The sequence below is a fragment of the Shewanella sp. SR44-3 genome (assembly GCF_014163735.1).
Taxonomy (GTDB): Bacteria; Pseudomonadota; Gammaproteobacteria; order Enterobacterales; family Shewanellaceae; genus Shewanella.
The window spans coordinates 26,379-39,136 of the sequence record NZ_JACJDV010000034.1; the positions used below are offsets into that span (position 1 = coordinate 26,379).

General features: G+C 45.2%; 8 protein-coding genes. 6 read left to right on the forward strand and 2 right to left on the reverse strand.

Annotated features, from left to right (window positions below; all coding sequences use genetic code 11):
* Positions 1 to 40: 40 nt before the first annotated feature.
* On the reverse strand, positions 41 to 3,319 hold the full coding sequence (locus H5073_RS14400) for an ExeM/NucH family extracellular endonuclease (RefSeq protein WP_182680259.1): 3,279 nt from the start codon (positions 3,317 to 3,319) through the stop codon (positions 41 to 43).
* 33 nt (positions 3,320 to 3,352) lie between these two features.
* Positions 3,353 to 4,411: a porin gene (locus H5073_RS14405; protein ID WP_182680260.1), complete on the reverse strand. Its 1,059-nt coding sequence runs from the start codon at positions 4,409 to 4,411 to the stop codon at positions 3,353 to 3,355.
* 442 nt (positions 4,412 to 4,853) lie between these two features.
* Between H5073_RS14405 and H5073_RS18395 the strand changes: the two genes are divergently transcribed.
* From H5073_RS18395 to H5073_RS14430, 6 genes are all read left to right on the forward strand, one after another.
* Entirely contained in the window at positions 4,854 to 4,985 is a 132-nt protein-coding gene (locus H5073_RS18395) for a hypothetical protein (RefSeq protein ID WP_259394906.1), read from the forward strand.
* A 56-nt stretch (positions 4,986 to 5,041) separates the two neighbouring features.
* Positions 5,042 to 5,767 (forward strand): oxidative stress defense protein, encoded by a 726-nt coding sequence (locus H5073_RS14410; protein WP_182680261.1) that lies wholly within the window; start codon positions 5,042 to 5,044, stop codon positions 5,765 to 5,767.
* A gap of 9 nt (positions 5,768 to 5,776) precedes the next feature.
* Positions 5,777 to 6,577: a DUF2927 domain-containing protein gene (locus tag H5073_RS14415; protein ID WP_182680262.1), complete on the forward strand. Its 801-nt coding sequence runs from the start codon at positions 5,777 to 5,779 to the stop codon at positions 6,575 to 6,577.
* 324 nt (positions 6,578 to 6,901) lie between these two features.
* Positions 6,902 to 10,327 carry a winged helix-turn-helix domain-containing protein gene (locus H5073_RS14420; RefSeq protein ID WP_182680263.1) on the forward strand — a complete coding sequence of 1,142 codons (3,426 nt, stop codon included), beginning with the start codon at positions 6,902 to 6,904 and terminating at the stop codon, positions 10,325 to 10,327.
* Positions 10,328 to 10,412: 85 nt separating this feature from the next.
* Positions 10,413 to 10,820 (forward strand): DP-EP family protein, encoded by a 408-nt coding sequence (locus H5073_RS14425; RefSeq protein WP_182680264.1) that lies wholly within the window; start codon positions 10,413 to 10,415, stop codon positions 10,818 to 10,820.
* Positions 10,821 to 11,463: 643 nt separating this feature from the next.
* Complete coding sequence (locus H5073_RS14430; protein ID WP_259394907.1) at positions 11,464 to 12,720, forward strand: sensor domain-containing diguanylate cyclase; 1,257 nt, start codon at positions 11,464 to 11,466, stop codon at positions 12,718 to 12,720.
* Positions 12,721 to 12,758: the final 38 nt, after the last annotated feature.

Sequence of the window (12,758 nt, forward strand, 5' to 3'; positions counted from 1 at the left end):
CGCTGCCCGTAGGCAGGCGCTTCATTTTCGAGAACAAGGCTTATTTGCGAAGACGACGGCGCATTGCTGCTAATCCGAACAGGGATAATAAGCTGATGAAGCCAGCGCTACCGGCACCACCGTCACCACCAGTACCATCGCTATTTTCTTTTACAATGTCAGCAATCAAAGAATCACGGTTAGATACCTTGGCTAAGAAAGTCTGCTCAGATCCATCAACAGCCTTACCATCACGTTGCAGACTAACGGTTACGCTGTAATCTGCAGATGGGGCACCAAAGACTTCAAAATTGACCAAAGTCTGGCCATCTTTAGTCAATATCACGTTAGGCAGCACCATTTGAGTCAGGTCAAGACGTTTTTCATCATCAACTGGACTCATGCTAACAATGGCAACATCACCTTTCTTCGCAATACTAACAAGTTTACCTTCAGCGTCCTTAGCGCTTGGGATTTGATAAGGAACCTTGATTAGCTTATTGAGCTTAGTCAAGCTTAAAGGCACACCAGCATCAGCATCGCCTGGCTTATAGCTAAGAGAAATTAATGCTGGATCATGATCTGATGCACGATAAACGTTCGGTTTGTAGAACTTATGCGTGCCAGTACCGTCAATACTACCTTTAAAGCTGTTTTGGTAGTCATACAAGGCTGTTTCTGGCGCATTAACATGCCAGTCAGTGGCATCGATCACGCGAGCTTCAAGAGAAGGAGAAATTAAGATGTGGTCGAGTGAACCGACTTCATCACTAAACGAGTAACTCCAAGGTGTCTTGCCCTTCTCCTCAAACTTTTTACCGACGATATCAATGTAGCCGTAAGTCTTAGTAATGGTTGCAGCAGAGCCATCTTTGTTAAACTGAGGCTTAGAACCAAGGAAGGTATGGCTAGCAGTGACGATCGTTTTGTTGCGTGGGTTCTCGGTAAGAACCAATACCGGATCTTCCTTACCATAAGCATTCAAATCACCAAGAATGATTTTATCGCCAATGATGTCTTTCATCTCTTCACCTAAGTGCACGGCACCGGCGACACGGAATTCAGCACAAGAACCTTGATAATCTAAATCTGGCGCTTCACGGTTGTTCCAAGTATTAGCAGTGCCAAACTCAACGCCTTGCCATTCTTCAAAACAAGTAGAACCTTTTGACTTAAAGTGATTTACAGAGAGTGTCAAACGCTTACCGGTTTGGTTAACGATAAATGTTACAACCAGAGCATCGCGATGGTAGTTTTGACCATCCTCTAGGATCTCGTTGTTCTGATCCTTGATCACTTCACCTAAGTCGTTGACGATAGTCGGCGCTTTCTGCTGCGGCATTGGGATAACGCGAGCACGTTCAATGCTCATCTTGCTTGGGCGGTAGATGATACCTGTAGAAATAGCGTCAGAGCCAACAGCGTCTAAGTTATCCAGTATCTGATTACCGTTGTTGTCAAAACCAACGAACACATAACGGTTTTCTGTAGAGGTAGGACCGTTATAATCTTGGGTGCGCTCATCCACATACTTGATATTGACTTGGTTCACAATCTCAGCAATAGCACTTTCACCACCAAAACCATTGTTTTCAATCTCCATCAGCGCCATTACGTCAGCATTCTGAGCACGAATGATTTCTACCAGCTTGGTTCTCTGGTTAATGTATTCATCGAAAGTCTCTGCGCCTCGGCTCTGACCAAAGCTATTGTTGTCGCCGCCAAAAGGAGAGTTAAAGAAGTTAAACAAGTTTTGACTGGCAACGCGAATAGCAAAATCATCACCTGTCACTGTATCTTTAAGATCTGGTGTACTGGTACGCGGTAAATTATGGATAAAGTTATCGCTAGTTAACTGATTGGTAATAGTCAGGCTGTAGTCCTGATCATATTTATCAGTCCCAGGGATCAACTCAGTTTCGTATTGACTGATCACACCCTGTGCATTAACTAGGCTGTCGTCGATACGAATATAGTTAGTATGTGGATCACTGTTAAAAGCAGCGTAATACGGCAATTCGGTGCCGTTAGACTTAGTGGCACTTTCAATCACTAAGCGATAGTCATTGTTTTGCTCGTAAGCCGCTTGAGACTCAGGGCTTCCTGCAACGTGTAAGTGGTTAGGCTGTAAATTCGGACGCTTATAAGCCGCCACCATGTTGTTACGGTTATGACCTTTGCTACTTGAAAGATAGTTGTAGCTGAAGCCACGAGTAATACGCATATCTTGGTTGCCCTCAGTCTGAGGATCAAGATCTGTAGGCAAGTTAACCAACATACCTTCGTAACGCTCTAAGGTCTTATCAAAAGAGCCGTTATCAGCGCTAATAACCTCAACATCTACAGGCTGCGTTAGAATATTAGTATCAGTCACATTCCAGCTAAACGCTGTATCTGCAGACAATTCAGTTTGACCTTCAAACTCTGCCACTTTACTGCCAATACAAATAGTTTGACCTACTTTTAGATCGCCAGCAGCACCCGTTCTAACAAAGATGCCATCAGACGTTTCAGGGTTATTGTCTGAAACGATATTGCGAAGGTAGAAGCCTTCATTAGGAATCGTGCCCTTAACAGAAATGATACCTTCTACAGCAATTTTTTCTGCAGATTTAGTTTCACCAGCAGCAATCAGCGGCGAGGTAAAGCCTGTACCTTGTACTTCGCTAGGAGACTTGATTTCACTCTTATCAGTTGGACAAGTGAAGATATCCATGATGTCAGCGGCATCTGCAGCAGGCAGCTCTGCTTTACCTAAATCATCAAATCTCATTGGTAAGATGTTCTGCCATTGAGTCGCATCAAAGGTACCTGATTGAGCGGGATTGCCGCCAGCAGCAGCTTGCTTACGACGTAAAGTGGTGTTGGAAGCCCACTTGCTAGTCTCATTCACTGCGCCAACACGATCAATAACGGTATCACCATTTTTCAGGAAAAAACCATCATCACTGGTCATGAACAGATTGTTGTATGGGTTGCTTTTGTCATAGGTAGACACAACAATGGTGCCACCTTGAGTTGTAATGGCATTACGAAACTCGTCAGTCGATCTGCTATTGACCAGCACCATAGAAGCACCAGGTGCAAGCGTATTGCCGGTCAACAAGGGCTTGGCATCTAAGTTGAGCAACTCGTTGTCATACTTACCACTTGAGCGTTGGTAAGCTTTAACGTCATCGGTAAAGGTAAAGGCATCTGCGCCTGTGTTAGTGATCTCAACCGTTCCCACTTTAGCATCTGAGCTTTGAGTCATTTCGGTTATCAGCAAGTCTTGAACGCCAGCGTAAGCGCCCATGCTGATGGTGCTGGCAATGGCCAGCGATAATATGCTTTTTTTCATAGTAAACTCTATAAAAGTTGAATTTGATTCGGACTAGAAGTACATACGCGCGAAGGCATAAGCAGCTTCAGGAGCTTCGCCAACTCGGCCTTCCAAAGAAAGCACGATGTCACGGGCTGGACGATAATTGAAACCTAAACTGGCCCAACGGCGCTCTTTGCCATACTTAGGCGCCAACTTAGTGTAATCGTAGTTAGGGCCGATTAAATCCCAGCCTTCGTACTCTTCGTGGTTAACAGAACTGATGATTTCCCAGTGCTCACCTAAGTCGTACTTGGCACTAAAAGTCAGGCCTTTGTTGGTGAACGTTTGATAATCTAAGTAGGTTTTTGCGTCACTGCTCTTACGCGTCGCTAAATCTTCCTCTTCTAAGAAACCATTCAAACCTAACGTCAGATCAGGCATCACATTGACGCGTAAACCTGCACCAACCTGCTTCTGCTCACCATACTTAGAGATACCGTTAGAACCACCGCGGGTTTCTACACCAACCACCACAGAGACAACATCAGACATCCAACCCACATAGCCGTTTATGATGTCACCTTGTTGAGCGCCACTTTCGTGTTCACCGTCATAAGAATATGAAGTACCGAAGACCAAATTTTCAAACTTAGCTTGGTATTTAACCGTCTGCTCTTGGTCACCTGCTTCACCGGTTTCAACCGCTTTGTTGAACGTTAAGTCACCAAAATGGTCATAATCGTCAAATGCGGTATCAGTCAAACCAAACTCAACCCACTGCTGTTCAGTTAAGAGATAACCTACGTACATTTTGTCGATAGCCAGCTCCAGCTCACCGTCACCACCAAGCCAGTTACGGCGCTGGTAGTCTAATTCCAGACGATAAGTGAACTGTTGACGCTGACCTTCTACGCCCATACTGGCTAAGCTGTCATCGACATAACCTTTGGTATCCCAAAACTCATCATGGTTGTAATCTGCATTAGTACCAAAATGGCCACCGACACCCACTTCGCCATATAAGCTAACGTGGTCACCTTGACTGTCGCCATCTAGTATTGCAGCACTCACTGAACCCGCACTAAACATAGTGATGATAGCGATCGCAATCGTTGATTTTTTTAACATTATTGTTGCTTCCGATTAGTAATTTGTTAGCCTACATTTAAAGGCCAAACTAAAAATTAAAAATATTTATTATTAATTTAATAAACTGCTAGCTGCTAAAAAGAGGCGGAACATTCAATGGCCACATCGCCGATACTTTTATTACATATTTCATATATCAAACCCCATTTTTATAATACTCTGGATAATTTCCATTAACCTGAACCACAATTGTTGCAGAGTTTGATAATAAAAAAAAGAAGGTTGAGTCACATTTGGGAGGCATAAGCATTTGTTAAACAAATGAAAACACAAATAAATTAACCACAGATAGAGAACAAAACAAAAACAGCGAAGACTTTGCCCCTCAAAAATCATAAGCTTAAGAAAGAACACTAATGTAAGTATTTCGTATGAGATGATGTAAGAGTTAAAAAGGTTTTTTAGAAACTAAATTTTGATCATGAGTCAGTTACAAACTAAAAACATCTTTATCGTAGCGCCAGAACTTATCTGGCAAACCCAAGTCCAACAGACGAGGGCCAATGACAAGCGTTTATATCAGGCCACAACAGCCACTAAATACCCTCGCTGAGCCAGTGCCTCAGCTTAACTCACGTTTTCAATTAGCCGAACAAGCGAGAATTCATTATGTCCACCAGCATTTCAGCTTCAACAGCATTCATAGCTGCCTTATCCCTAAGCAGTGCCTTGTTAGGTGCCGCGCCCACCGCGGCAGACAATCTAAGCTTTGCCCATATCCAAACCATAGGCGTAAGCGAACTCACCATGGCGCCAGACATGGCCGAAATTCAAGTGGAAGTGAGCCTCACCAAAGACAGCGCCAAGGCTGCCAAAGATGCCTCAGATAAAGCCGTCAGTGAGTTTATAGAAAGGCTGCTCAAAGCTGGTATAGACAAAAAACACATCGCCAGTGCCAATTTACATCTACAACCCGAATACCTTTATGAGCAAAATAAAGCGCCAAAGCTCATCGGATATCAAGCCAGCAGACAAGTCACTGTCACTCTAGAGCAGTTGTCACGGCTTAACGACATCTTAGACACGGCCCTAGCAGAAGGACTTAATCGCGTTAACAACATCGCCCTTAAATCCAGCAAGGAAGATGAATACCTACTCAAGGCCCGCCAAGCGGCAATCAAAGATGCCCAAGCTAAGGCAAGCTCCTTAGCCGAAGGATTCAACCAATCCTTAGGTGACTTGTGGCAAGTGCGTTATTTAGACCGCCGTTCCGTGCAGCCCATTATGTTGCAGCGCAGCGAGAAAATGGCCTTTGATAGCGGCCAAGCAGGCTATGAATTTGGTGAAGTGACCGTCAGCGACAGCGTTGAAGTCATTTATAAATTAAAAAACTAACCTAAGCCAATGCGAGTGACAATTGACAGACTGCCAGCCTTGCTATTGGCGGGGTCATGTTTCGGGCTATGTGTCGGGCTATTAACAAGCTCAACCCAAGCAAGCCCCTGGCTAGAGCCTGACTTTATTGAGCAAGCCTTTGTGGAAGTCGCCCTGAAAAATGAATATCAATCAGGGCAATTTCAGCTCAGAAAATGGCTTAACCCCATCAAAGTCGGGCTCGAGCACCACGTGGGCAATGCAGCGCTGCACACTCAGCTCGTCTCGATGCATTTAGAACATCTTAAACAACTTAGCGGCCACGATATTGGCTTGGCCAGTAATCAGCAAGAAGCCAATGTTAGGCTGCTCTTTACTCGGCAAAACCTGTGGCAGCAACAAGCACAGCAACTGATGGGCAAAGCTGCTGCCGCTCACCTTCATGGCGCCGTGTGCATCGCCCATATAGAAACTAAAGACAATCAAATTACCCGCGCCTACATTATTATTCCTGTGGACCAAGCGCAAATGCATGGCAAGTTAGTCGCTTGTATAGCGGAGGAGCTAACCCAGATTTTAGGCCTGCCCAATGACTCTGAAAAAGTCTTCCCCTCAATTTTTAATGACAAAACCCCGCAAACCCTACTTAGTGGGCTAGATGCTATATTAATCAAAGCCTTGTATTCCCCCACCCTCAAAATTGGCATGAACGCTACTGAGGTAAAAGTGCCACTGCAGGCGCTACTTCGCGCCTGGCAAGCCGATGGCAGCCTAGCCAATGCCGATGTTTGGGTGCGCCAAGGCAAGCTTTACCCCTTACTTGGGTATTAGCAGGGATATTGAGCAGGAGTACCAAACTCGCTGCGATGAGATTAATCTATCTACTTGCCAATGTCCCGACAAATACCAACGTTAGCCAACCCCCTCCTTTACATTGGAATCATTGACTTAACAAAGGCTGCATAATAGAGTGTCGCGGTAACGCCATTTTTTTGACTAGTTTTTATACTCGATTCAGCAGCCCCCTCCTTAACACGGCATTCAGTGCGCTGAAGTTAGCCATTGCAAACGGCTAGCAGGTATACATCGTCAGAAAAGGCCCTGCCAAACACAGTAAAAAATGACAATAACAAAAAATAACTTAAGTGGTGCAACATGAGTGACAGCATGTTCTTTTTCGGCGATTGGCAAATCAACCCTGAGTCAAACAGCCTGCGCTGCGGCGAGGTGATCAAACAGCTCGAGCCTAAAGCCATGGATGTGCTGTTATTACTCTGCCAAAGTGACGGCGATGTTTTAAGCAGCGACGACATCGTTAAGCTCTGCTGGGGCGATATGCCCATGGGCGATAACCCAGTGCATAAAGCCATCACTCAGCTACGTAAAGCCTTAGGCGATAAAGCCACTGCCCCCACTTATATTGAAACTATCCGTAAACGCGGCTACCGCACCTTGGCAAAGGTTGAATTCCCCCTAGGGCATCAAGCCCATGCAGAAATAGCCAGTTGGCAAGGTGAGTCTCCCTTCCCGGGCCTTAGGCCCTACCAAGCCAAAGATGCCCAGGTATTTTTTGGCCGCAGCGCCCAAATTAGCACCCTATTGGGGCGTATCTCCCAGCAGGTTAAGTTTGGCCGCGCTTTTTGCCTGTTATTGGGCCCAAGTGGCAGCGGTAAATCTTCCTTAGTTAACGCTGGCGTGTTGCCCAATCTGATGGGCCGCAATGGTTATGATGGTATAGGGGTTTACAGCAATACCACACTGGATTTAGCCGACGTCAGTAAAGACAGGCTAATGACAGATCTTGCCAGCGCCATGCTCGACTGGGACATCAATGACACCCCTGTGTTCGAGGGCTTTTCCGCCGACCGCTTAGCCGCGCTGCTTGAAGAAGATCCCCAGCAGGTCATTGCGCTTTGCCATAGCGCACTGACACATAACGTACAGAGCCATAACACCCAAGAGCCAGCAGACTCAGCTTCAGAGCAATCAAAGGATGGCGCCCTTGAGAATGAAGGCTTAGTAGCAAAACAATCCAACTACGCCACCCCCTTGCTAGCACTATTTGTCGATCGCCTCGAAGTATTATTGTCATCACCGCAGTTTAGCCAGCCCCAGCGTGAGACCTTTGTTGCACTGCTAGAAACCTTAGCCAATAGTGGCGCTATTTTAGTCTTAAGTGCTTGTCGCAATGATTTCTACCCGAGCTTAGTCAATTACCCTAGCCTAATGGCGGGTAAGTCAAGCGGCGCTCATTTCGATTTAGCCCCGCCCACACGGGCGGAATTACTGCAAATGATCCGCCTACCCGCCAGTGCTGCGGGCTTAAGCTGGCAACAGGATAATACCAGCGCCATGGGCCTAGATGAGTTGCTCTGCGTTGAAGCGGCAAGTAACCCCGATGCCCTGCCCATGCTGCAATATACACTGCAAGAATTGTATCTACAGCGCAGCGAGTCTGGCGAGCTTAAACTCGAGGTGTTTCGCGCCCTTGGCGGCATAGAAGGCTCAATCGGTAAAAAAGCCCAAGAAGTCACCAGTCAGTTAAGCCAAGCGGAAAATGCCAGCCTTGCCAAGGTATTGTCACTGCTTGTGACCCTGAGCCTAGATGAGAGCAATATCACCAGCCGCGCCGCCCGCTGGTCACAACTCGAGAACCAGCACCAAGTCGCCCTCGTTAAGGCCATGGTGGAAAGTCGGCTATTCGTGTCTCATCTTCAAAATGGTGAGCCTTGCTTTAGCGTCGCCCACGAGGCGCTATTGCGCCGCTGGGACAAGGCTAGGCTCTGGATAGACAGTCACTTAGACAGCTTAAGCATTAAAAGCCGCATCCATCACCTAGCCAAACGCTGGCGCGATGAAGCCAAAGGCAAAGCTTATTTACTCGCCGAAGGCAAACCCTTGCAAGAAGCTGTGGCACTCTCCATCAACCCCTTGTTTAGTTTAGACAATCAAGAGCAAGGCTTTATTCAGGCCTCCATCAAGCGGGCGCAAATCAAGCGCTGGACCCGGCGCGTCACCATCAGCCTCTTATGCTTACTCAGTTTCACTTCTGTGCTAATGAGCGTTAAGAGCTTTGACGCCGAGCAGCAAGCCTTAGAGAAACGCCTAGAGGCGGAAAACTTGCTGGGCTTTATGGTGGGGGATTTTGCCGACAAACTCAGAAGCGTTGGCCGCATGGACTTACTCGATGGCATCAGTAACAAGGCCTTAGAATATTTCAGTAGTGACGACGTAAATCCAGAGTCAAAGTCCAATGCCAACAGCCTGCTGCCACACTGGCTAAGTGCCTCCCTTGGTTTCACTTCTAGCAAAGCCAGCTTCGAGGCCAGATTTCAACACGCCCAGACCTTAGAAGCCATGGGCGAAGTCGCCTACTCCCGCGGCAAATTGGATGAAGCCATTAAAGCCTTTGAGGCTGCCAAACTGCTGCTGGATAAGCTCTACACAGAGGATAAGACCAACCCCAGCTTGCTCAAAGTCCTCGGCGCCAACGCCTTTTGGCTCGGGCAAATCCCCTACGATAAAAGTGACTGGCAACAAGCTGAAATGCATTGGGAGAGTTATCGTGATTACAGCGATGCCTTGATGGCAATCGACCCTGATAATGTCGATGCTTGGGTAGAACTCTCCTATGCACTAAATTCCTTGGGCAGTTTGGAGCTTAAACGACAAGATTATCAAGCAGCTTTAAAAGCCTTTGAACGTTCATTACAACTAAAAACTAACGCCCTAGTTCAAGAACCTAAAAACAATAATTTACGTTCAGACAGAGCCGATACACTAACCTGGTTAGCACAGGCTAATGAGTCTATGGGCCAAATACACAAAGCATTGTCACTCTATCAAGGTTCCCAACGGGAACTTGAAACTTTACTCACACATAAGAAAGATGATGCAAATCTCATGAGCCGTCTATCTCATATTTATACAATGCAAGCTCAATTATTGCGTTATCAGAGTAAATTTAACCAAGCGCTTTCTAAAGTCAATCAATCTGTCGACTTATTAGAAAAAGCCCTCATACAAGATCCAAAAAATGAGCGTTGGAAATTCAATTTACTCCATTCAAAGGGATTGATTTTAGGTATAAGATCGCAAATAGTCCCTTTTCTCATCAAAGAAAACGATACTGTTTTTTTGCAGCGGCTCAAGACTATTGATGCCGAATCATTAAGTGCATCATTTAAACTCAAATTCATTAGTATCCTGATGGATATTATAAAATATCAGCAAGTAGCTCATAAACTCTCTGATGCAATCCAAGTGAACGCTCATACTCAAAAATTATTGGATTCAATTTCCAATGATAAAAGCCGAAATTATTTAATATTAAAAATTGAACTTACATTATTAAGAGCTTACCATTTTAGGCTGCAAGGCCGGCAAGAAGAGGCGGCCAAACTATGTCAAGCAACTCTTGTTAGCCTTATGCCTACTATCGAAAAAAACACTGAGGTTCGACTTCTACTAGCCTATATGCAAGCTAATTCATGTCTTGGCAATACAGATATATTCACCAAACAAAGGCTATTACTCAAAGATATGGGAGTAAGTGGTAAAGGATTTCTTTTTATTGATTAGATTTAAGATATAAACCATTATAAATGTAATGTTTATGATAAAACTCAACCGACATAAACTCTCAAATTAAACAAAAGGAAGCATTATGAGCACAGTTCAAGCGCTAAGCACAAAAACATTAATTAAAACCAATGAATATGTCACAGTGACGGTCACATTACCTACCAATCCCAATGATCCAGCCACATTTGTTTTTAATCCATCTACTCCAGTCGTTTTAGATGGATCAGGTAAGGTAAAGTACATCATCACCAATGAAGATGTGGTCTTCGTCGGCGCTAAGTTCTATCAGGATGATGATAACAGTCTACAATCGATTAAAATCGAAACTAACGAAACTCAGTCAATATTGACCCTGAAAGCGGAAAACAAAAACAAGAGCAAAGACGATGATATTGCCTTTAAAGTCATCGTTGCTGCCCGCGATTGTGATGCCAATGGCGCCATCTACCAGAGTCAAGATCCACAAGTTATCTGTCAACCCGAAATTTAATCCACCAATTTCACAGAAATAAGACCTAATTCAACATCCCCTAAATGCCTGCGCCTTAGGGGATTTTTTTGACTTTTTTCATCCCCTCGTGGCCATATATTGACGCTCTCGAAATATAACGGGCCGCAATTGAACGGAAAGACAAGCACGCTCTCTGTGAGTCAAGGCAACTACGCTAGTTCAACTGCTGCTTTAAATTGTCGCGATAACTTCTGGACAACCTGAGCACTTTGCCGCAACTCAAGGTCACTTCATCGTCGCCATTAGTTAATATTCAACAATCTCAGCCTCGATTAATTCTCGCGCTAATTTTTTCTACTTTGGTTTTTTCTACTTTGTTTTTTTGGGGTGTCATTTTGGATGCTAATTTGGGTGCTATTTGGGTTTTTGCGCCCTATTGAACATCCTAAGACTTGCTAACGCCTGCCAAGCCAAGCTTCCGCACTTAAGCTTGTTCACATAAAAACAAAAAATAAATTAAAAATAAACCCATTAAAAACAACAGAATAAAACCAGAAGATTACCAGAAGGTAACTTGTGTGCCGATTGAATAGAGTTAACCTCAACAAGTGCTCAGAACAATTAAATAAAGCACTGAAGAACAATGACGATAGTGCTCAATTTAACGGCGAAGGAAGATCCCATGACACAGGCACACACATTTTCTGATATTCAACAGACTCTGACTCAAGCAACAGAGCGGGCAACGGATCTTGCCAACGCATTTAAAGCGAAACCTCATCTGGGCGCCCAAGCTGCCAGCCCAAACCAAACATCAACTAAAGCGGCGACGCAATTTGCGAGCGGAGCTTCTAGTAAAGAGCTCGCCGATACTGTGACCGATGTCATGACTGATGCTTTGACAAAGACCGCTCCTCAAACAAGCAATAAAGCCGTCAATAAAACAAGTAACGAGGCACTAACAGCCACTGACGTCACCTCAAAAAACCTCACCAAGGCTGCCAATGCCAGCAGCTTATTTGCTAAGCCACAAGCTCCACAAATCATCGCCCTACATGCGTTAGTTAATCATCTCGCCGAAGCCATGTTTGTTACCGACGAGACGGGTTTTATTCAATTGATCAATCCAGAGGCGGCCAAACTATTTGGCATGCCTAAAGACAAGTTGGTAGGCAAAAAGCTGACCGATTTTTTAAGCACAAACTTTGTTGAAGAGTATCAGCACCTATTCGATGCTTGGGGGAAAACCGATGAGACAGAGCTGAGCCATGGCCCAAAGGAAGTGCTATTAAAACCCACTAATGGCTTAACCCTAGAAGTGGACTTGTCATTGTCTTGTTTGCCTGTAGATGAGAATAAAAGCCATGCCTTGTTTGTGGGCGTAATGCATAACCTCAGCAGCCATAAGGCCGAATACAAGGAGCTGCGCCGCCTAGCTCGCACTGATTGCTTAACCCAACTTGCTAACCGCCATGCTTTTGATGAAGTGTTACAGCGCAGCTGGAATGAATGCGTGAATCACGGCCAGCCGTTAAGCTTAGTCATCATAGATGTGGATTATTTTAAGCTGTTTAACGATGACCACGGCCACGTGCAAGGAGATGAGTGTTTAAGACGTATCGCACAGGTTATTCAATCTGCGTTACCATCGCGCCATTGCCTAGCAGCCCGCTACGGCGGTGAAGAGTTTGCGCTAGTATTGCCCGGTTGCAATGCCCACACGGCTCAAGCAACGGCAGCTAGAATTCAACAGCAAATTAATCGATTATCTTTTACCCCTCAGGGGCTTGATGCTTCAGTAAGAATAAGCGTCAGCCAAGGCATTGCCTGTGAGCGCACTGGCCAATTTAGAACCCCAACTGCCTTGTTATGCGCCGCCGACACAGCGCTTTATCGCGCTAAAACTGACGGCCGAGACAGAATAAATCTAAGCCAATAACTAATTAACCAATAACTAATTAACCAATAACTAATAAC

Excerpts from the sequence above, each read along its gene's own strand:
- H5073_RS14400 (WP_182680259.1), bottom strand. The coding sequence starts at position 3,319 with ATGAAAAAAAGCATATTATCGCTGGCCATTGCCAGCACCATCAGCATG.
- H5073_RS14405 (WP_182680260.1), bottom strand. The coding sequence starts at position 4,411 with ATGTTAAAAAAATCAACGATTGCGATCGCTATCATCACTATGTTTAGT.
- H5073_RS18395 (WP_259394906.1), top strand. The coding sequence starts at position 4,854 with ATGAGTCAGTTACAAACTAAAAACATCTTTATCGTAGCGCCAGAACTT.
- H5073_RS14410 (WP_182680261.1), top strand. The coding sequence starts at position 5,042 with ATGTCCACCAGCATTTCAGCTTCAACAGCATTCATAGCTGCCTTATCC.
- H5073_RS14415 (WP_182680262.1), top strand. The coding sequence starts at position 5,777 with ATGCGAGTGACAATTGACAGACTGCCAGCCTTGCTATTGGCGGGGTCA.
- H5073_RS14420 (WP_182680263.1), top strand. The coding sequence starts at position 6,902 with ATGAGTGACAGCATGTTCTTTTTCGGCGATTGGCAAATCAACCCTGAG.
- H5073_RS14425 (WP_182680264.1), top strand. The coding sequence starts at position 10,413 with ATGAGCACAGTTCAAGCGCTAAGCACAAAAACATTAATTAAAACCAAT.
- H5073_RS14430 (WP_259394907.1), top strand. The coding sequence starts at position 11,464 with ATGACACAGGCACACACATTTTCTGATATTCAACAGACTCTGACTCAA.